Annotated in this window: 16 protein-coding genes; 14 read left to right on the forward strand and 2 right to left on the reverse strand. The window is 38.5% G+C overall.

The window, feature by feature from the left end:
- Positions 1–7: 7 nt before the first annotated feature.
- The gene (locus JHD79_RS05000; RefSeq protein ID WP_199118108.1) at positions 8–1,072 is read left to right on the forward strand and encodes a branched-chain amino acid aminotransferase; all 1,065 of its coding nucleotides are present in this window, start codon (positions 8–10) and stop codon (positions 1,070–1,072) included.
- Between the two features lie 36 nt (positions 1,073–1,108).
- Here JHD79_RS05000 and JHD79_RS05005 read toward each other — a convergent pair whose 3' ends face one another.
- Positions 1,109–2,881, reverse strand: a complete 1,773-nt coding sequence (locus JHD79_RS05005; RefSeq protein WP_199118109.1) for a hypothetical protein — start codon at positions 2,879–2,881, stop codon at positions 1,109–1,111.
- A gap of 113 nt (positions 2,882–2,994) precedes the next feature.
- Positions 2,995–4,710 carry a hypothetical protein gene (locus JHD79_RS05010; RefSeq protein ID WP_199118110.1) on the reverse strand — a complete coding sequence of 572 codons (1,716 nt, stop codon included), beginning with the start codon at positions 4,708–4,710 and terminating at the stop codon, positions 2,995–2,997.
- Positions 4,711–4,853: 143 nt separating this feature from the next.
- On the opposite strand from JHD79_RS05010, the gene JHD79_RS05015 reads away from it, so the two are divergent.
- From JHD79_RS05015 to JHD79_RS05075, 13 genes are all read left to right on the forward strand, one after another.
- Positions 4,854–6,386 carry a MiaB/RimO family radical SAM methylthiotransferase gene (locus JHD79_RS05015; protein ID WP_199118111.1) on the forward strand — a complete coding sequence of 511 codons (1,533 nt, stop codon included), beginning with the start codon at positions 4,854–4,856 and terminating at the stop codon, positions 6,384–6,386.
- A gap of 94 nt (positions 6,387–6,480) precedes the next feature.
- Positions 6,481–7,713: a sigma-54-dependent Fis family transcriptional regulator gene (locus tag JHD79_RS05020; protein WP_199118112.1), complete on the forward strand. Its 1,233-nt coding sequence runs from the start codon at positions 6,481–6,483 to the stop codon at positions 7,711–7,713.
- Positions 7,714–7,715: 2 nt separating this feature from the next.
- A complete protein-coding gene (locus JHD79_RS05025; protein WP_199118113.1) occupies positions 7,716–8,225 on the forward strand; it encodes an LptE family protein in 510 nt (169 codons plus the stop codon).
- A 34-nt stretch (positions 8,226–8,259) separates the two neighbouring features.
- Entirely contained in the window at positions 8,260–9,786 is a 1,527-nt protein-coding gene (locus JHD79_RS05030; RefSeq protein ID WP_199118114.1) for a hypothetical protein, read from the forward strand.
- 13 nt (positions 9,787–9,799) lie between these two features.
- The gene (gene secG, locus JHD79_RS05035; RefSeq protein ID WP_199118115.1) at positions 9,800–10,162 is read left to right on the forward strand and encodes a preprotein translocase subunit SecG; all 363 of its coding nucleotides are present in this window, start codon (positions 9,800–9,802) and stop codon (positions 10,160–10,162) included.
- 223 nt (positions 10,163–10,385) lie between these two features.
- Positions 10,386–12,974, forward strand: a complete 2,589-nt coding sequence (locus JHD79_RS05040; RefSeq protein WP_199118116.1) for a BamA/TamA family outer membrane protein — start codon at positions 10,386–10,388, stop codon at positions 12,972–12,974.
- A 72-nt stretch (positions 12,975–13,046) separates the two neighbouring features.
- Positions 13,047–13,790, forward strand: a complete 744-nt coding sequence (locus JHD79_RS05045; protein ID WP_199118117.1) for a hypothetical protein — start codon at positions 13,047–13,049, stop codon at positions 13,788–13,790.
- A complete protein-coding gene (locus JHD79_RS05050; RefSeq protein ID WP_199118118.1) occupies positions 13,783–14,769 on the forward strand; it encodes a methionyl-tRNA formyltransferase in 987 nt (328 codons plus the stop codon). Before JHD79_RS05045 ends, JHD79_RS05050 begins: the two co-directional genes overlap by 8 nt.
- A gap of 233 nt (positions 14,770–15,002) precedes the next feature.
- A complete protein-coding gene (groES, locus tag JHD79_RS05055; protein WP_199118119.1) occupies positions 15,003–15,281 on the forward strand; it encodes a co-chaperone GroES in 279 nt (92 codons plus the stop codon).
- Positions 15,282–15,383: 102 nt separating this feature from the next.
- A complete protein-coding gene (gene groL, locus JHD79_RS05060) occupies positions 15,384–17,024 on the forward strand; it encodes a chaperonin GroEL (RefSeq protein WP_199118120.1) in 1,641 nt (546 codons plus the stop codon).
- A gap of 334 nt (positions 17,025–17,358) precedes the next feature.
- Positions 17,359–18,639, forward strand: coding sequence for a CotH kinase family protein (locus JHD79_RS05065; RefSeq protein ID WP_199118121.1), 1,281 nt, complete (start codon positions 17,359–17,361; stop codon positions 18,637–18,639).
- A 220-nt stretch (positions 18,640–18,859) separates the two neighbouring features.
- Positions 18,860–19,519, forward strand: a complete 660-nt coding sequence (locus JHD79_RS05070; protein WP_199118122.1) for an MgtC/SapB family protein — start codon at positions 18,860–18,862, stop codon at positions 19,517–19,519.
- 3 nt (positions 19,520–19,522) lie between these two features.
- Complete coding sequence (locus JHD79_RS05075; protein ID WP_199118123.1) at positions 19,523–21,217, forward strand: hypothetical protein; 1,695 nt, start codon at positions 19,523–19,525, stop codon at positions 21,215–21,217.
- Positions 21,218–21,226 lie beyond the last annotated feature (9 nt).

The raw sequence follows: 21,226 nt of genomic DNA on the forward strand, positions 1-21,226 counted from the left end.
CTATAAAATGACCGAAACATTAGACATCAAAGTAACTAAAGCTGAAAAAACCCGCTTAACAGTTACAGATTTTTCGCAGTTACCGTTCGGTAAAGTTTTTACCGATCATATGTTTTTATGCGACTACGAAGATGGCGTATGGAAAAACCCTAGAGTTGTTCCTTACGGCCCTATACCAATGAGCCCTGCTATTTCTGCACTACATTATGGACAGGCGATTTTCGAAGGCATTAAAGCCTATAGATTGCCAGATGGCAAAATCAGCATCTTTAGAGCCGACAAAAACTTCCTGCGCTTTAATAAATCGGCAAAAAGAATGGCGATGGCCGAAGTTCCTGAAGAGATCTTCATGCAAGGTATGGCTACGCTAATTGGTATTGATGAAAAATGGGTTCCTGCACAAGAAGACTATGCATTGTACATTAGACCCGTGATGTATGCTACAGATCCATTTCTAGGCGTGAAAGCTTCAGACACTTATACTTTTGCGATCTTGACTACACCGACGGGAAAATATTACAACAAGGCATTAAGGGTAAAAATAGAGACCGAATTTACCAGAGCTGATGATGGTGGTGTAGGTTTTGCTAAAACTGCCGGTAATTATGCACGCTCTTTATATCCTTTTGAGGTAGCAAAACAAGAAGGTTTTGACCAATTGTTATGGACAGATGCCCAAACCCATGAATATATCGAGGAAGCTGGTACAGCTAACCTCTTATTTGTTATTGATGGAAAACTTGTTACCCCTTCGGTAAGAAATACCGTTTTAGACGGAGTAACCAGAGACACCATTATTCAGTTGGCAAAAGCTGATGGCATTCCTGTAGAAGAAAGAAGGCTGTCTGTAAAAGAAATTATCGAAGGCATTGAGAGTGGTAAACTTACCGAGGCCTTTGCTGCCGGTACTGCTGCTACCGTTACCCATATTGGGGTGATCAACTACCAAGGGACTGATTACACTTTGACCGATCCTGCAACAAGGACTATTTCTAACGGAATTGCCAAAAAACTAAATGATATTAAATATGGCTTAGCTCCAGACACTTTTGGCTGGAACTGGATCATCTAATACCTTAAAAGGCTTCGAAATTCGAAGCCTTTGTTTTTACCCATCATTTATTTTTTCTCTTTCTATCCTCCTTAATTCCCTCCGTATCCTACGTTTTTCCCTATCATCTTTCATTTTCTCAAACTTAGCAACATAACCTTTTATTTCCGCTTCTTTTTGAGGGGTGAACCCCACACTGTACTTTACACCCTGGAACAAGGTTTTCCAAACAAAATTGAAAAAAGAACCGGTTGGCTTACGTTTATAGTAAATTGGTGCTACGGTATATTTGCCGTTAGCGGTAGGATTATCTGAATAGATCACCATCGCATTCGCCAACAATGACAAGATACCCAATCTCACTAGCTTTTCCCTGCCCGCGTGCTTTTTTAAGAGGCCTAATGACAGGTCATTATAAACAAAATCAACCGTACCTTTTGCCAAATCTTCATTAGCTTGGATATCAAAAGCAAATTTTCGCACCATACAACTTTTAATCTGCAATAATGCAAGTGGCTTTGTAACATAGTTCAGTTGCCTACCGTCCATATTCACCAACTGTCCCTTATATGAAAAATCAGCTTTGGGTTTTAACAAATTGAACTTGAAGTCAACATTCAGCTTTCCCTGTCCCATCAAATAAGTTTCCAAGTTAGCTCCTATTATGGGGTTGATCTTTTTAGATTTTGGCTGGTTGGTGACATTGGTTATTGTTCCCGATGTCCGATTAAAACTGATCCTCCCCCTTTGCCTACTTTTGGCATCAAACTCGGCATAGCTGATGTCCAAGTTCTGAAGATTGATCTTTTTTAGGGTAATGGGAATATTGATCTTTTGTAGCAATTGATGAGGAAACCTGCCTGTTTTATCTTTAATGAGCTTAGGATATGAATTATCATTAAAAACCGATAGCCTACCGTTGGCAATATCCATTTCATTGGCCCACACTTCTCTATTCTTTATATAGGCCGGCAGATTAATCCCCAATAAATCGATATGGTTTAACTGTAAGGAATACCTATCCCTTGCATACCCATTTACCTTTGCAAACTCCTGTTCGGTATATCTTGGCTGCAGTGCAAACTCTTTAATGTTTACCCTACCCGTAGATGCGGTAAATTCAAATTGGCTCATTTTGATATAGTACATGCTATCTGGCGTAGCATAAGTGTAGTCATTGAGGTACACATATACGTCTTTGAGCAGGTAAAACCGACTTTTGTCGGTAGCAGAAAGCGAATCGATTAACCAATCCTTTAAAGTAATACTGATATTTGAAATCGTATCTATATCTGGTTTTTCTCCATTATTATTTACGTACTTAAAACTTGCATTCTTAAAGTCTATGGTTTTTACCTGTAAAGAGCTAAATATAGCCTTGATATAGTCGTAAGGCGATTTTTCTGGTTGTGGAGGTTTATTTTCGTTGAATGGCAAGGACTTGTTCATCATGGTAATTTTGGGCCGATCAAACAACAACAGATCTATTTCAAGCTGCCGGGCGAAGTAGGCCTTAAAAGGATGGAACTTTTTGATGCTCAACTTGCCAAGGTCAATAAAATACAGGTTGTTGGGCGCTTCGGACTGTCCCAGCAATCTTTTATATACATTCGTATCAGGAATGAGTTTAACTTTTGTGATATAGGCGTTGCCCGTAATCAAGTTGGTACTTACCTGTTCAAAATCTATCCTATAGAGGCCATTGGTGGCCTTTTGCACTATTTCGCCAAGTTCTTGCTTTACAAAAGGTCTAATTTGATAAGAAATGTACCATGAAAGTCCTCCCACAACCAAGGCCAAGCCCGTAAAAACACCTAAAATCCACTTCAATAATCTGCTTTTTTTAAAGGTGCTTTTCGCCATAATCTGGATTGGGATATTAACCAAATCCAAGATACAGTTTTATTTAAAAAACATCAATTGTGGCGCGCTATTAAAAGCACCTATTTTTTGATGGGTGATTTAGGAGCTGGCATTTTCTTCATTGGCACTATGCCTATACCTACAATTTCCCTTATTCCCGAAAACACAGGCTTCCACATTAAATTAAAAAACGAAGCTTGGGGCACACGCTCGTGGGTTACTTTTACCGTTCTTCCCTCCTTTCCATAAACATTATCATCTTTGATCAGGATGGTATTGGCCAAAAAAGAAAGTAGGCCTTTTTTCTTTTCCTTACCTTCATCTGTTTGGCCCAGCATTTTTATTTTTAAATCGTTGTAATAAAAATTCACTACGCCATTTGCACCATTCAGGTTGGCCGAAATATCAAAATCAGCCCCCCTCACTTTCCCTTCTTCTATTTCTATTTGCCCTAATGGTTTAGAAATAGCATTTAACACCTTCATGTCAAATGCCCCAATAGTTCCCTTATAGTGAAAAGCCGCATTTTTTGCCGTAAGGTTGAAATCAATCTTTACATTCATCTTGCCTACCCCCATTACAAAAGTGGTCAAATCTGCATAGGCATGGTTCTGTACCGACAATCTATTACTATCATTAGTTAGATTATTCATTACACCCTGTAGCTTAACCAGCTTTACCGTACCAATCTCCTTTTTTTTAGGATTATATTCGCCATAGGCCACATTCACTTCATTCAATTTCACCCTTTCAACCGCCATTGGAATAGGTAAGCGCTGTAAGGCCACATGTGGAAAATTTTTAGCCTTATCTATAGCAGGAGGAGGCAATTCCCTATTCATAAATACATCTACAATGGCCGGACCCAGTTCAATAACCTTGACACTTAATTCACCATTATTGTTCAGACCTACATAATCTATACCCGATAGACTGATGGTTTTAAAATCTAGATCATAACGATCTTTTTGAGAACTATATTTTCTGCTAAATGCCAATTTAGCATGCTTAGGTATCATTCTAAAACCCCTTATTTCCAAGTCTTTCCCTGTAATAGAGCCCCTTAGTGTATCTAGCCGGAGGGTATACATATTATCTTTAGTTTCAGATTTATAACCAGCCAGTTCAAAACCTATGTTTTTACTGTGAAATACCCTAGTGGTATCAAACTGGGCTGCCGAGTCTATCAGTATGTCTTTAACATTTACGGAAAGATGCTTAATCGCATTCAACTTTTTCCCCCCATTATAATAATCAAAATCAGCATCAATAACTTTAATTTGTCCCACCGAAATTGATTTTAAGGTTTTTGAAATCTGTTGATACAAACTGCGTTGGTCCTTGACCCTATCTTGCCTTTTAGGCACTTTATGGTAAACCATATCGATGGATGGATGATCGAGAATAATTGCCCCTAATGCTACCTGCTTTTTGAAATATGCAGTAAGAAGTCCCACTCTTGAGATTTTCAGTTGCGCCAACTTTATCCTAAAAAGATGTGCAGGCGCTTCTTTCTTTAGCTTTAATTGTTGGAAAACATTGGTATCTGGCATAAGGATGATGCTATCTAAAATCGCAGTTCCGGTGAACAGATTTAAATGTATGTCCTTAAAGTCTATATGATATAAGCCATTAGAGGCACTACTAACCCCTTCTTTTATTTTGGTGGTAAGCATAGGTTTCCACTTGGCACTTAAGATCATTGCCGTAACCCCTAACACCATAATAATGGCACCTAATATACCGCCAAGCCAATACCAGAATTTACGTTTACGATAGAATGTAGTTTTGTCCATAAGGTTCTTCTATTTGTACCTTTAAAGACAAAATCAAAACATTATTGTTTTAGAACGATAAAGGGATTGTAAAATTCCTGCCATTCTGTCATTTATCATTTAATTTTTGTATTTTTGAAGCCCTACAAAAATTTTAATAATTAATGATAGATTTTAAGCTTCAGGATAAGACACATGATGAAACCCGCCAAGGGGAAGCAATGTTGTTAGAAGGAAAAAGTGGCGATGGCAAAAAGCTTTACATTGAAAGCTATGGGTGCCAAATGAATTTTGCAGATAGCGAAATCGTAGCGTCTATTTTGTCTGAAACTGGGTTCGAAACCACTAGTGACTACCAAAGCGCCGATGTCATTTTCATTAACACTTGCTCTATACGCGAGAATGCGGAACAACGTGTTCGTAATCGTTTATCGCAATTTGGAATAGAAAAGAAGAAAAATCCAAAATTAATTGTGGGCGTGTTGGGCTGCATGGCGGAACGTTTAAAAGCCAAGTTTTTAGAGGAAGAGAAATTGGTGGATGTAGTAGTTGGTCCAGATGCCTACCGCGATTTGCCAGGGTTAATTAGCCAAGTAGAAGATGGCCATAAAGCGGTTAACGTAATCTTATCTCGTGAAGAAACTTATGCAGATATTAGTCCGGTTAGATTAAATACCAATGGGATTACTGCATTTGTTACCATTATGCGTGGTTGCGACAATATGTGTTCATTCTGCGTAGTTCCTTTTACCAGGGGGAGAGAAAGAAGCAGAGATCCTTTTTCCATTGTTCAAGAAGCAAGAGAATTATTCGAAAACGGCTATAGGGAAGTTACTTTATTGGGGCAAAACGTAGATTCATATTTGTGGAGTTCATCTGCGATAGAGAAAAAAGCAGTAGATGATGCTACTGACGAGATGAATACCTTAACAGGCGACGCCCTGCTAGAAGCATTGAGCAACAAAACCGATTTACCATCAGCTTTAATTAAAGAACATTCGGTAGGTGCTGTAAATTTCGCACAGTTACTTGCGTTAGTTGCCGAAATTAGCCCAGAACTAAGGGTTCGTTTCTCTACTTCGCATCCTAAAGATATTACCGATGAGGTGTTGTACACCATCGCCAAATACGAAAACATCTGTAACTATATTCACCTTCCTGTACAGTCGGGCAACAATAGGATTCTAAAGCTGATGAACCGTACATATACCCGTGAATGGTATATTAACAGAATCGATGCCATCAAAAAAATCATTCCTGGCTGTGCCATTTCTTCCGACATTATTGCTGGATTTTGTAGTGAAACTGAAGAGGAACATCAAGACACATTAAGCATTATGGATTATGCCCGTTATAATTTTGCTTATACCTTCTCTTACTCAGAGCGCCCGGGAACTTTAGCCGCACGCAAATACCCAGATGACATACCAGAGGATGTAAAAGCCAGAAGACTGGCCGAAATCTTCAAAAAACAACAGGAAGATTCCTTAGCCTGCCTTCAGGATTTCGTAGGCAAAACGGTAAAGGTTTTAATTGAAGGATTTTCTAAAAAATCAGACCAAGAGTATAGAGGCCGTAATGATGAAAATGCCATGGTGGTTTTTCCTGTGGTCGATTCGGTAAAACCAGGAGCATACGCAAATGTTTATATAGAACGTTGTACCTCTGCTACCCTTATTGGAAGCATTGTAGAATAAAAACGATTTGAAATGTTGTGGGTTGCGAGTTATTAGGTTATGGGCTTAGGCACTTAACAGATAACTCACAACACGTAGCTCATAACCTAACAAAATGGATATACAAGATATTAAAAATAGATTCGGTATAATTGGTGGCTCTCCGCTTTTAAACCGTGCAATAGATACAGCTAGACAGGTAGCCCCTACAGATATGTCGGTATTGATTACTGGCGAAAGTGGGAGCGGTAAAGAAGTGTTTTCACATATCATACACCAGCTGAGCGCTCGTAAACATGGACCTTTTATAGCGGTTAACTGCGGTGCCATCCCAGAAGGCACTATTGATTCTGAACTTTTCGGGCATGAAAAAGGTTCTTTTACAGGTGCACATGAAGCACGTAAAGGTTATTTTGAGGTCGCTAATGGCGGTACCATTTTCTTAGATGAGGTAGCCGAATTACCTTTGGGTACCCAGGCACGCCTACTTCGAATTTTAGAGAGTGGTGAATACCTACGTGTAGGCTCTTCTAAAGTTCAGAAAACTGATGTACGGATTATTGCGGCGACCAATGTGGATGTTTACAATAGTGTAAGGAATGGCAAATTTCGCGAAGACCTATACTACCGTTTGAATACAGTTCCCCTACGTATCCCTTCTTTAAGTGAACGTAAGGAAGACGTCTACTTGCTCTTTCGCAAATTCGCCGCCGACTTTAGCGATAAATACCGTAGCCCAAGCATACAATTGGAACCAGATGCCATACAATTATTGAGCAATTACAGCTGGCCCGGAAATGTACGCCAATTGAAAAACATTGCAGAACAGGTATGTGTGTTGGAAAAAGACAGGAACGTAAGCGCACAGGCATTGCTTAACTATATTCCCAACGAGCAGAACAACAATCTGCCAATGGCAATAAAAAATGGCAATAAAGAGGATTTTTCTGAACGTGATATTCTTTATAAAGTATTGTTTGACATGAAGAAGGATATGATGGAGTTAAAAAAACTGGTGGCTGAAATTATCCAAAACGGCGGGAATACGGCACACATCATGGCCGACAATCCTCAGTTCATTAACCAGCTTTATCAAGAAGTTGATTTAAGCAACCCTACAGAGCCTACGCTCACGATCAAACACCCAGTGGCCAACAATGCTACAGATTTTAATTATGCCCATGATGCTGAAGAAGTGGAAGAATCTTTATCGTTAATAGATAAAGAATCTGACCTGATCAAAAAGGCATTAAAAAAGCATAAAGGCAAGCGTAAGTTTGCAGCACAGGAATTAGGTATTTCGGAACGTACACTTTACAGAAAAATCAAAGAATTAAATCTTAACTAACCATGAAAAAAATAATCTGGCTATTTATTGCGGTGACGTTTATTGGCTGTAGTTATAAGTTCAATGGGGCCTCTATCCCTCCTGGAATGAAAACCATAAACGTTCGTTTCTTTGAGAACAATGCACCACTGGTAGTACCCAACCTAAGCCAGCAATTTACGGAAGACTTGAAAGAAAGAATAAGGACGCAAAGTAGCCTGACCATTACTCAAGGTGAAGCAGATGCCGTATTTGAAGGAAGAATTACAGGATACGAGATCAAACCCATTGCTTTTCAAGACAATACCCGACCAACCGCTGGAGGAAACCGTCTGACCATCACCGTTTCAGTCAAATACACCAACAGTCTGGATACGGGAAAAATAAAAAACAGTTTTGACGAAACCTTTAGTGCCTTTACAGATTTTACTTTAGAAGGTCGAACTTTACAAAGCCTTGAACAAGGTTTGATCAAAAAGGTAAATACCCAGCTTACCGAGAATATTTTTAATCGTGCTTTTGCACAATGGTAGACAAATTTGCATTTTCAATTATTAACTTAGCAAAATGGAGTTGAACCTAGAGATGAAGCAGCAATTGGAGAAGCTACTCGCGAAACCATCATTGGTCACACAAGAGCATACGCCATTGTTGAAAAATCTAATTGAAAAATTCCCCTACTATCAGCCACTCTACTTGTTGTTGGCAAAAGCTAGTGTAAATAATGAAAACCAAAATGCGGTATTTGCCAAAGCTGCGACCTACAATAATGGTAGCATTTTGCATACAATTATTCATGAGCCCCAAGAGCTATCTGTAATTGAAGAGCTTAATATCATTACTTACCCTATCTGGCAAAAGAAGAAAGCAAATATAGGGGCCAATCTAATGACAGCCAGTTCACAAAAACCTGATATAGAACACGCCGACCATTATACCATTTCATCAACACAGGCAACAACATCAGGCCATGAACAAGAGCAGCTCACCATTGTTACGGAAAAGCAGGAAGAGGAAAGCACCCTAAGCACAGAAAACGTTTCTTATTTGTCCGAGGAAGATTCGATAGCAGTTAAGGAAACGACAGTATACAAAGAAATAGTCCTTGAAGACAAGGAATTGGATGAGCAAGAAGTTTTCGAAGAAATTGGCGAAATTGCACTGCTTAAGCTAAATGTGGCTGATGAAGAAATACTTTCAAACATAACCACACCAGAAGGTTATATAAGTGAGGAGAATGCTCAAACACGCTCAGACGCCCTTCTAGCAACCCCTTCCATAGAAAGCAATGAAGAATTTGAAATTCAGGAAGCACCCGCTGAAAATCCATCAATTATAGAAAAGCCCGGCTTTACGCCTATTATTGAAACAGTAGAAGCTCCAGATCAAGCCCACGAAGTGGAAAAGGCCAAGGGAATTTCTCATGAAAAGACAAACGAAGCGACACCCGATGAACTGGCTCTCGAAAGCATTGTTTCTGCCGATTTTTTTGCTTTTGAAAAAAGTTTTAGCCCTGAAATCCTCAATGAAGAAGAACCCACTTATGTTGTTGAGCCATCTACAGTACATAGAATTACCTTTTCTATAGACAAACAAGATGAAAAAGTAGTAAGCAAATATGATGATGATAAATTGCCTTTCACCTTTTTATGGTGGTTGGCCAAAACCAGAAAGGACCACGAGCAAATTTTCAGGCCTTTCGTGTCTCCTATTAAGCAGGGCAGCACTCAAGATCTTCAGCATCAATACGTAGAACATATTTTTCATATACAGGCACCTTTTGTCCAAACTGACGAAGCGGGAGGTGAAGCATCACTGCAACCACACACAAAGGGAAATGACATCATAAACAATTTCATTAAAAACGAGCCTCAGATCAAACCTTTAAAACCAGATCAGATCAACAATGAGAACAAGGCAAAGAGCAGTGCTGAAGACAACTATGACCTGGTATCTGAAACTTTGGCCGAGGTCTATATCGAGCAAATGCTTTATCACAAGGCAATAGATACTTATCAAAAATTAAGTTTGAAAATTCCAGAAAAAAGCCGTTACTTTGCCGACCTTATACAATCTTTAGAAAAGAAAATTTAACAACATTACATATATGATTACCTTATTAATTATTTTATTGGTCATTGTTTGTATTGCCCTTGGCCTTTTTGTTTTAATACAAAACCCTAAAGGTGGTGGTTTAGCTACTGGTGGTGCAGGCAGCAACATGTTTGGTGTACAGCGTACGGGCGATGTTCTTGAAAAAGGAACTTGGGTACTGTTAGCTTTAATCATTGTATTCTCTCTAGCCATTACGGCCATGAGCAAATCTGGTTCAGGTATAGCATCCAATTCAAAAATTGACGAGCACATTAACAAAGCGGCAGCACCTTCTATCTTAGGTGGTGGTGCTCCGGCAAGCAAATCAGCAACACCTGCTGCTACTCCAAAAGCGAGCGACAGCACTAAAAAATAATTTTAATAACTTTATTTACGAAAAGCTACTTAACCATTAAACGTTAAGTAGCTTTTTTATTGGGGTAACCTTAATTATTCGGCCAACCTATTAATGGCTATTTTCGTATTAAGATTTGGAGTCTATGGCGATGACCACGTAAACTAATCTTTCAAAAAAGAAACAATTTAAGCTTTTTTGGATATCCTCTTTACTATCTTTAGCTTAATAAATAATAATTTATTTGAAAACACGATTATTATGGATAGCGCTGTTATTGCTGCATGGTATTTTTACATATGCACAACAGTCAACTCCCGATAGTATCAGAATAGCCGTATCTCCGGCCTATAATGAGGTTAGCCAATTCCATCGTCTATTATTCGGAGAGAATTACCGTAAAGCCTGGGCAAGTCAGGTACATATTAGGGTCTTTAATATAAGGAAAGAAAAAGGAGGCCTGAAGATTGTGAAATTGGGAGGAGGTATGCAAACCCGCTCTTTACGCTTAGAGGATAAAAACGGTAGGCAGTATGTTTTGCGCACCTTACAAAAATATCCAGAGCGGGCTCTACCGGCCAACTTAAAACAAACTGTTGCCAAAGATATCTTACAGGATCAGGTTTCTACCGCCAATCCATTTGCGGCACTGGTGGTGCCTCTGCTGGCCCAAGCGCTACAGGTACCCCACCTTAACCCCGAAGTTGTATATGTAGCAGATGACGAAGGTTTGGAAGAATACAGAAAGGACTTTGCCAATCAGGTATTTTTATTCGAGGAAAGAATTCCTGATGAAACAGAAAAAAGCATCAATACGGATAAGTTGATCAACGAATTACAGAAGGATAACGACGTGACTATTGATCAACAGTTGGTACTTAGGGCCAGACTATTGGACATGCTATTGGGCGATTGGGATCGCCATGAGGACCAGTGGAGATGGGATAGGACCAAGATCAGCAAACAAATCCAGTACGCTCCAATACCCAGAGATAGAGATCAGGTATTCTATAAAACATCAGGACTTTTCCCCTGGATAGTCTCCCATCAATGGCTTAAGTCGAAATTCCAGCCCTATAAAGAAGAAATAAGAGACATTAACGGCTGGAATTTCAATGCCAGATATTTTGATAGGTCTTTTTTAAATGGGCTAAGTGAAAAAGAGTGGCAAGCACAAATTGAATATGTACAGCAACAGCTTACAGACACATTAATTTACGAGGCCATGAGACGCATGCCCCCAGAAATATATAATATCTCTGGTATAGAACTGGCCAAAACTTTCATCCAAAGGAGAAATAGGCTAAAGGAACAGGCCTTGGCCTACTATCGCTTTATCTCTATTTTTGTGGAAGTACCTGCAAGCGACAAACATGAACAATTTATATTGCGTTATCTTAGTGAAGGGAAAATTCACCTCACGGTTAACAAGACAAAAAAAGATGGCAGTATAGAGCAAACCATATATGACCGCATTTTCGATCCGAAGGTGACTAAAGAAATAAGGCTATATGGTTTTAAAGGAAACGATGTTTTTAAAATTGAGGGAGAGGGAAAGTCAGGGATAAAAGTACGTTTGGTGGGGGGTGATGACAAAGACATTTTCGAGATCAATCCTGAATTTACCAATAAAAAGAAGCTATTTATCTACGATAGAAAGGACGAGAAAAATGTTCTTCCAAATAAGGATTTAGCTCGAATTCGTTTAGGAAAAGACACCGTTGTTAATTCTTATGACCGGAAAAGCTTTGTTTATGATCGATTTGAACCCATTATTTTACCAGAGTACAACAATGATATCGGTGTTTCTGTCAATTTTGGTTTTCGAGATACCAAACAGGGTTTTAGACGTGAACCTTATGCTTTTAGACATGAACTGATATCAAAATACTCACTGGCCAGAAAGTCATTTTTCATTACTTATGAGGCAGACTGGAAAAAACTTATCGGGAACAATGATCTAAACATTAAGCTCTCTTCTTTGGGTCCAAATAACGTAAGTAATTTTTTTGGCATTGGAAACAATACCAAGTTTGTTCAATACAATAAAGATAAAAAAGACGATGACCAGGATGAAAAAATACCTTTCTTTAGGAACAGGTATGACCTGGTAGATGCAGATATAAACTTACAACACACCTTTGGCAAACTAGAACTGAGCGCAGGTATTGCCGCACAATTTTATAATAGCTCGCTATCCAATAATGGCGAAAAATTCCTAGCCTTGTTCGACCAGCAGTTCCCTAGTGAGAATGTATTTGGCACCAAATGGTATACAGGACTTCGGTTTGCCGCTACCTACGATTCCCGAAACCACCCCCTACAACCTACGAAAGGAATATATTGGCAAAGCAGCTTAACTGGGCTGCAACAGCTCAATGGCGAACAGAAACGATCGGGCATTTTCAACACTGATTTAAGCGCCTATATAAATCCAGACCAGCATGAAGTTTTAACCATTGCCAACAGAAGTGGCTTTGGCTTTGCCTTTGGCGATCCAGCATTTTTTCAAATGGTAAAATTAGGTGGCTCAATCAATTTGCGTGGTTTCTATAGGGGCCGCTTTACAGGAACTACCCTCGCTTATAACAACTTTGAAGTAAGGTTAAAGGTCCTCGATTTCAACTCCTATCTTTTTCCTGGAAAAATAGGGCTAATCGGGTTTCACGACGTTGGAAGAGTTTGGTCCAAGGGTATACAATCTAATACATGGCACAATGGATATGGCGGAGGCCTGTTCTTCTCCCCTGCCGACCTGATTATGTTGCAAGCCGTATTGGGTACTTCGAACGAAAGCACCTTAAGCTATGTAACTATGGGATTTAGGTTTTAGCAGAAATGATTAAAATCATTTTATATTTAACCCTAATTGGTCTGGCCTTAACTTAAAAATACCATTAACAATATGATTAACCCTCAATCTTTATCGCTCCTAAATACAAAATACAACTGTTTAGGTTCCTATTCCGATTTTCTTTCCGCTTTCCTTAAGAGGGGATATACTTTTAAAAAATTCAGGGAACCGCAAGATAAAAATGGCCAGATCGTATTACGGCACGATATCGATTTCGATATATCATTTGCTTATAAAGCAGCTTTGGTAGAAAAGCAGCTTGGTATACAAAGCACTTTCTTTTTTTTACTGAGATCGGAATTCTACAACCCCTTTAGCAAACCTAATTTCGATCTTATTAAAGCTATTCAGCATATGGGGCATGACATTAGTATACATTTCGACCCAAGTATCTATGATGATTTTAAAGAAGGCTTCATTGAGGAAATAACTTATTTCAAACATGTTTTTAACACCGAAATAGATATCATAAGCATACACAGACCAAATGATTTTTTTCAAAACCATGATGAACCTATTGCCAATATACCGCATACTTACCAAAAAAAATACTTTAAGGACATTAAGTATTTTGCCGATTCTACCGGGGCATGGCGTTTTGGAAATCCAATAGAATCGGAAGAGTTCAGCAACCTCCATTCCATTCATTTATTAACGCATCCCATTTGGTGGTTTGTAGAAGGAAATAACAACCTAGAAATATTAACCGAGCATTTCAGTCAAAAAAAAACAAGCCTTAAGCAATATTTCTACGACAATTCTATTCCATTTAGAAAAATCTCAGATCATGTTTAAACGAATTGCAATAATAGGGTGTAAGTCAACAACCCAGTTTTTACTAGAAAACCTGATCAGCCATTTGAACATATTTTGTTTGGTCACCATAGATGCAGATATGGCAAAAAGAAACGAAGTTGCCGACTATACGGACCTACGGCCCTTTTGCCAACAAAATCAGATTGCCTATCATGTTGCCTCTAGCTACAGCCTGAACAGAGATATTGATTACCTATTCTTTAAAGACAACTGCATTGACCTATGCTTTGTAATGGGCTGGCAAAGGCTCATTCCCGAAAATATTCTTGACCTACTTACCATAGGTGCCTTTGGCATGCATGGCAGTGCAATGGGCTTACCTTTGGGCAGAGGCCGATCTCCTTTAAACTGGGCGCTTATAGAAGGAAAGAAACAATTCTATACCTCTCTTTTTAAATATGATAAAGGAATAGATAGTGGGCAGGTCTTGGACACCTATAAATTTCAGATCGGCGAGGTAGATAATGCAGAAACACTACACCTAAAAAATAGCTTGTCAATGCTATATCTCATCAAAAAAAACATCGACGACCTGCTCCATCATCAATTTCAGTTAAAGGAACAAAACATTCAGGTAATGCCAACTTACTACCCTAAAAGAAGCCCATCCGATAGCTTGATCGATTGGTCGCAGGATGTCTATACCATCGAAAGATTTATTAGAGCTGTTAGCTATCCATTTAATGGTGCATTCACATTTGTAAATAAGGGAATAAGGGTAAAAATAATTAGTGCTCAGGTGTTCGATTTTTCAGAGTTCGGATACGATGATTCAAATATTGGCGATATTGTACAAGTATTCCCTTACGAAAAAATCTTGATCAAATGTAATGGAGGATTATTATTGGTAACCAAATATGAATCAGATATTATACTAAACAAAGGTGAAACGCTGCACAACGGAAGCCATTCCATTAAAATTTTCGAGAGAAACCCACAGGGGAACTTTGATCTCTGAGCTTATTCTTGTCGTTCCTAAATCTAAAACCTATACCAGAATCGATGAACCAGAACTGGCCAAAAAATGATAAAGATCACCTGTAAACTGTCAGACTGACACACAACAATCTCACAAATTTCAGGCAGACTGACAAGCTGTGTAAATTTGGCAAGCAAAAGCAGCTTGGCACAAAAACTGATAATCTATAAAGCATAAAATCACATTAAAAAACTAAATAATATTATAGAGTTATGGCTTTAAATTTAAAACCAATTGGCGACAGGATTGTAGTAGAAGCTGCTCCTGCCGAAGAAAAAACCGCGTCAGGCATCTATATTCCTGATACGGCTAAAGAAAAACCTCAACAAGGAACCGTGGTTGCTGTTGGCGCTGGTAAAAAAGATGAACCAATGACCGTTAAAGTTGGTGATGTAGTATTGTATGGCAAATTTGCCGGAACTGAAATTACTCACGAAGGCAAAGAATACTTGATTATGCGTGAAAGTGATATTTACGCTGTAATCGGATAAAAATTGAAATGTTGTAACGTTAAAATGTTGCAATGTTAATTGATTAGTAGTTGAAAAACTTTTCAACTTTAAAACATTAAAACTTTCAAATAAAATTAAGCAATGGCAAAACAGGTAAAATATAACGTTGAAGCTAGAGACGCACTGAAAAAAGGCGTTGATACCTTGGCAAACGCAGTAAAAGTAACTTTAGGTCCTAAAGGTCGTAATGTAATCATCGACAAAAAATTTGGTTCACCATCCATCACTAAAGATGGTGTAACTGTAGCTAAAGAAATTGACTTGAAAGACCCAATCGAAAACATGGGTGCTCAGATGGTTAAAGAAGTCGCTTCTAAAACTGCAGATATTGCAGGTGATGGAACTACAACAGCTACCGTTTTAGCTCAGGCAATTGTTACCGCAGGGATTAAAAACGTTGCTGCTGGTGCAAATCCAATGGATTTGAAACGTGGTATCGACAAAGCAGTTAGCGCAGTTGTGGCTAACTTAAAAACACAATCGCAAGCTGTTGGCGATGACAACAACAAAATCAAACAAGTGGCTGCCATCTCTGCAAATAACGACGAAGTAATTGGCGCCTTAATTGCTGAAGCCATGCAAAAAGTAGGCAAGGACGGTGTAATTACTGTTGAAGAAGCAAAAGGTACCGAAACTGAAGTAAAAACGGTAGAAGGTATGCAGTTTGATAGAGGTTACCTTTCTCCATATTTTGTAACCAACGCAGATAAAATGGAAGCTGAATTAGATTCTCCATATATTTTAATCTACGACAAAAAAATCAGCAACATGAAAGAATTGTTGCCAGTATTGGAAAAAACAGTTCAAACTGGTAAACCGCTTTTAATTATTGCTGAAGATCTGGATGGCGAAGCTTTAGCTACTTTGGTAGTGAACAAAATTCGTGGTTCACTGAAAGTGGCAGCGGTTAAAGCTCCAGGTTTTGGCGACAGAAGAAAAGCAATGTTAGAAGACATCGCTATTTTAACTGGTGGTACTGTAATTTCTGAAGAAAGAGGTTATAAATTAGAAAATGCTGATCTAACCTACTTAGGTACTGCAGAAAAAGTAGTTATCGACAAAGATAACACTACAGTAATCAATGGTTCTGGCAAAACAGATGATATTAAAGCCCGTGTTGGCCAAATCAAAGCGCAAATAGAAACTACAACTTCTGACTACGATAAAGAAAAACTACAAGAACGTTTAGCTAAACTTTCAGGTGGTGTTGCGGTATTGTACGTTGGTGCAGCTTCTGAAGTGGAAATGAAAGAGAAAAAAGACCGTGTTGACGATGCTTTACATGCCACTCGTGCAGCGGTAGAAGAAGGTATTGTAGCAGGTGGTGGTGTAGCTTTCATCCGTGCGGTAGAAGCTTTAGCTGACCTAAAAGGCGATAACGAAGACGAAACTACTGGTATCGCTATCGTTAAACGTGCTATCGAAGAACCTTTACGTCAAATCTGTGAAAATGCAGGTATTGAAGGTTCTATTGTAGTACAAAAAGTAAAAGAAGGTAAAGCAGATTTTGGTTACAATGCACGTACTGATGTTTACGAAAATTTAATTGGTGCTGGTGTTATTGATCCAACCAAGGTATCTCGTGTAGCCTTAGAAAATGCCGCTTCAATTGCAGCAATGCTATTAACTACCGAAGTAGTATTGGCAGACGAGCCTGAAGAAGCAGGCGCTGGCGCAGGTGCACATCCTCCAATGGGTGGCGGCATGGGCGGTATGATGTAATATACCCTAATCTGATAATCAGGACGGCCAATAAAAATGCAATGCTGAGTTTATCAAAATCAACATACCAAAAATCCCTCAAGACGAAAGTTTTGAGGGATTTTTAATTTAGCCCCCTTAAAAGCCCAAAAATTTAACCAAATATTCAGACAAGCATAAACAATGGACTAATTATTGCAAAAAGTAGAACTAAAACCATTTAAAACTGCCCCTACAACTACAAAAAATGATCTAGACCTCCAAACCCATCTAACCCCCAATGGAAATTTGGGAAAATTAACACGCAATCAGTTGAATAAAATACCCTCCTATTTCACAATTCTATAAAGCAAATATGAAATTTAAAATTTACGCACTACTTACTTTAATTACAATATTTTCTCTTTCATGTAAAAAACAGAAACCAACAGAAGAAATTCCAGAAGAAATTGTAGAAGAAGCCAAACTAGACGAAAGCGTTCCTGCCATTATTCCTCACATTTATATCGAAACAACCGGTGGGCAAGAGATTATAAGTAAAGATGATTATCTTAATGGAACCATAAAAATTGATGGCAAAAATGTAAACAGCGACCTTGCCATTAGCACCATGCGCATCAAGGGCCGTGGAAATAGTACTTGGAACAAGCCAAAAAAGCCTTACAGGGTTAAACTAGATAAAGCAGCAGCTATTTTTGGACTAGAAGCAGCTAAAGACTGGGTGTTATTGGCAAACTACCAAGACTATACTTTTATGACCAATGCCGCGGCTATGAAAATAGGACAACAATTAGGCATGCCATTTACCAATACCATTACGCCGGTAGATGTAACTCTTAATGGTGTTTATCAGGGCAATTACAATCTTACCCAACAAATTGAGGTCAAGTCTGGAAGGGTAAACATTGGTAATGATGGGGTACTGCTAGAGCTAGATACTTACTTTGACGAAAGCTATCAATTTAAATCCGCAGCCTATAATTTACCGGTCATGATAAAAAGCCCAGATATAGCAAGCCAGGAACAGTTCAATGGTATCAAAAAAAACTTCGAGGATTTTGAAGCATTAGTTAAATCCAGCAACTTTCCAAACAACAACTATGGCAATTTCTTCGACAAGCAACAATTGGTTAACTACCTTATTGTTTACAACCTTACGGGCAACCTAGAAATGAACCATCCCAAAAGCGTCTACATGAACAAAACTGCCAATGGAAAATATACCATGGGCCCTATTTGGGATTTTGACTGGAGTTTTGGCCTAGATGAAGGCACACGGCAATATTTCACCCCCGACTATACGACAATACCACTTTTAAAGTCTGGAGACAGCAGGATTGGAGCCCTATTTTTCAATAGGTTCTTAAACGACCCTGAAGTTAAAAGCCTATACAAATCAACTTGGACCAACTATAAGAACAACAAACTTGATGAGCTATTGAAATATATTGAATTTTATGCCGCATCGATGAGAGTGTCTCAATCCGAAGATCTTAAGCGATGGAAGTCTGAAAGATGGCATTTTGATACAGAATGGAGCCCATTTGCAAGCAACTTTCCACAAATAAAAAAGAACCTTAAAACTTATTTAAGAAAAAGGGCTAATTATATTACCACTTACGTAAATGCATTATAAACTAATGGCTTAAAAAAATTTTAGCACCCCTCAGCATTTCATGCTGAGGGGTGTCTCATTTTACTCCCCCTCACTTTGGAAAACTCAGCGGTTTGGAAGGGTAATTTCCTGAGATTGTCCCCCTAGAATAAAAAACATTCAGCCAAAAAATGGCTACTTATGCTTTCATTTTTGCACCCTAATCCTTTTTCACTATCTTAACCCTGCAATTCATTTAATTATGTGGGAAGTATTAGGCGATAGAAATCAGTTTCTTACAATTGTAGAAGTCAATAAATTTTTGTTGACCATTCTATTATGTGGTCTTATTGGAGCCGAACGCGAATACCGTAGCAAATCGGCAGGATTAAAAACCATGATCATGATAGGTCTCGGTGCCGCCCTTTTCACGGTCTTGTCTATTAAAATAGGTGATGTTAGTCATGATCGCATTGCCTCTAACATTGTCACCGGCATTGGCTTTCTGGGTGCGGGCGTCATCTTCAAAGAAGAAAATAGGGTCAAAGGATTAACTACTGCTTGTGTCATCTGGATTGTGGCCGCTATTGGAATGGCTGTTGGATCAGGCTATTTTATACAGGCCATTGGGGTTACCATTGTGGTACTTATTTCCCTACTGGTGTTCCCCTATATTGAGAACATTGCAGAGAGACGCTTTACCAAACGCACCTATAGAATTGTTAAAAAATACCAGAATAAAGATCTGGACAACTACGAACTGATCTTCAAGCAGCATCGGCTAAAACCTAGCCGTGGGAAACATCAATTGGCCAATGGGGTAATTACCGGCACTTGGGATGTCATTGGAAATCCAAAGCACCACCATGAATTTGTAGAGGCCATGTTACAGGACAGTAGCATAATTGAATTTGATTTTTAAGTTATGCTCTATCTCATTGTAGCTTTGGCCGCAGGTATTATAGCTATATGCTATTTACAATACCAGAACAAGCAGAAAAAGTTAAAGAGAATAACATATATTATCGATAAATGGGGCAAGCCTACAATTGAAGACAGAAATTTCAAGCTAATCTCCCAATACCACGAGTGCATCCATCAGCATACGGGAGAAATGCTAACCGATGAAATAGCTCAAGATATTGACCTTGAAAAACTCTTTGCCTATATAGACAGAACCAATTCAAAGCCTGGCCAACAATATCTTTATCAACATTTAAGGAAAGGCCAAAAAAACTTGGAGCTATTGCATGAATTAGACGGCCTTACAGAACAATTTCAATCTGACGATGATTTAAGAATAAAGTGCGAGGCCGAACTAATTAAGTTAAGCCATAGAAATGCTTATTATATACATGAACTTTTTACCTCTGTGTACCACGCACTTTACCAAAGCTGGCTAGCCATATACATTAAGGCAGCAGGCATATTATGGCTATTATCACTTGTATTTACCATTACCGAAAGAAACCAATATTTATTTTTAATTACACTTGGCCTTACTTTTTTTAATTTCTACATACACTATACCAATAAAAAGAAAATAGCCAGATACGTACATTCGCTACCCCAACTTTATCTATTAATGGGAGTGGCCCAAAAATGTAGCTTGCTTATTAAAAATGCCGATACAATAGCAAAAAGTTTAAAAGAGTTAAAGCCGCTCAGAAAAACATTAAGTTTCATCAATTTTCAGGATGATGCTACCAAGAACGACTCCACAGATATCTCATCCGGCATATTCGAGCTTATTAAAACCTTACTGCTCATAGAACCACTAATGTTCCTGGTGTCCATCAATAATATTAACCAGCAAAAAGCAAATATTAAGCTTCTATTTGATTATATAACCAAAATAGACACTGCCATTTCTATCCAATCGCTAAGGGTTGGCCTCCCCTATTATTCCAAGCCCAATTTTACGGCCAATACCGACAAGCTGCAATTAGTTGACCTATACCACCCATTGATTGAAAACTGTATACCTAACTCTATAATAGCCTCGCTTAGTCAAGGCAACTTAATTACCGGTTCGAACATGTCTGGAAAGACCACTTTCATAAGGGCAATTGTAATCAACGCCATCCTTTCGCAAACCCTGTTTACCTCATGTACCAAAAATTCCATGGCGCCTTTTATGTCCATTTTTACCAGCATTAGAATTAATGACAATATAGAAGAACATAAAAGTTATTTTCAGGCAGAGGCCTTATCCATATTAAATATCTTAGAGAAAAGTGCTCAGCAAACAAACAGCCTCGTTATTATTGATGAAATTTTTAGAGGGACCAATACCATAGAACGGATTTCAGCAGCAAAGGCCATTTTATCCTATCTTACCTGCCATAAGAACTTTGTATTTGTTTCCACACATGACCTTGAACTTGCAGAACTACTTGGTCCAGAATATCTAACTTATTCATTCGAGGAAAGAGCGGCAGACACCCGTCTTATTTTCGATTACAAAATCAAAGCAGGCCTATTAAAAAACAAAAATGGAATTGCCATTTTAACAGCATTAGGCTATCCTGAAACAATTATTGAAAATGCCAACACCATCAGCAATGTATTAAGAAAAAAATATAACCTTAATGATAATCCATCATCAAGTTTGCCCTAGCATTTAGTT

This window comes from Pedobacter sp. ASV28 (genome assembly GCF_016428855.1).
GTDB lineage: Bacteria > Bacteroidota > Bacteroidia > Sphingobacteriales > Sphingobacteriaceae > Pedobacter.

Excerpts from the sequence above, each read along its gene's own strand:
- JHD79_RS05020 (WP_199118112.1), top strand. The coding sequence starts at position 6,481 with ATGGATATACAAGATATTAAAAATAGATTCGGTATAATTGGTGGCTCT.
- JHD79_RS05015 (WP_199118111.1), top strand. The coding sequence starts at position 4,854 with ATGATAGATTTTAAGCTTCAGGATAAGACACATGATGAAACCCGCCAA.
- secG (WP_199118115.1), top strand. The coding sequence starts at position 9,800 with ATGATTACCTTATTAATTATTTTATTGGTCATTGTTTGTATTGCCCTT.
- JHD79_RS05070 (WP_199118122.1), top strand. The coding sequence starts at position 18,860 with ATGTGGGAAGTATTAGGCGATAGAAATCAGTTTCTTACAATTGTAGAA.
- JHD79_RS05045 (WP_199118117.1), top strand. The coding sequence starts at position 13,047 with ATGATTAACCCTCAATCTTTATCGCTCCTAAATACAAAATACAACTGT.
- JHD79_RS05065 (WP_199118121.1), top strand. The coding sequence starts at position 17,359 with ATGAAATTTAAAATTTACGCACTACTTACTTTAATTACAATATTTTCT.
- JHD79_RS05000 (WP_199118108.1), top strand. The coding sequence starts at position 8 with ATGACCGAAACATTAGACATCAAAGTAACTAAAGCTGAAAAAACCCGC.
- groL (WP_199118120.1), top strand. The coding sequence starts at position 15,384 with ATGGCAAAACAGGTAAAATATAACGTTGAAGCTAGAGACGCACTGAAA.
- JHD79_RS05075 (WP_199118123.1), top strand. The coding sequence starts at position 19,523 with ATGCTCTATCTCATTGTAGCTTTGGCCGCAGGTATTATAGCTATATGC.
- JHD79_RS05030 (WP_199118114.1), top strand. The coding sequence starts at position 8,260 with ATGGAGTTGAACCTAGAGATGAAGCAGCAATTGGAGAAGCTACTCGCG.
- JHD79_RS05025 (WP_199118113.1), top strand. The coding sequence starts at position 7,716 with ATGAAAAAAATAATCTGGCTATTTATTGCGGTGACGTTTATTGGCTGT.
- JHD79_RS05050 (WP_199118118.1), top strand. The coding sequence starts at position 13,783 with ATGTTTAAACGAATTGCAATAATAGGGTGTAAGTCAACAACCCAGTTT.
- groES (WP_199118119.1), top strand. The coding sequence starts at position 15,003 with ATGGCTTTAAATTTAAAACCAATTGGCGACAGGATTGTAGTAGAAGCT.
- JHD79_RS05010 (WP_199118110.1), bottom strand. The coding sequence starts at position 4,710 with ATGGACAAAACTACATTCTATCGTAAACGTAAATTCTGGTATTGGCTT.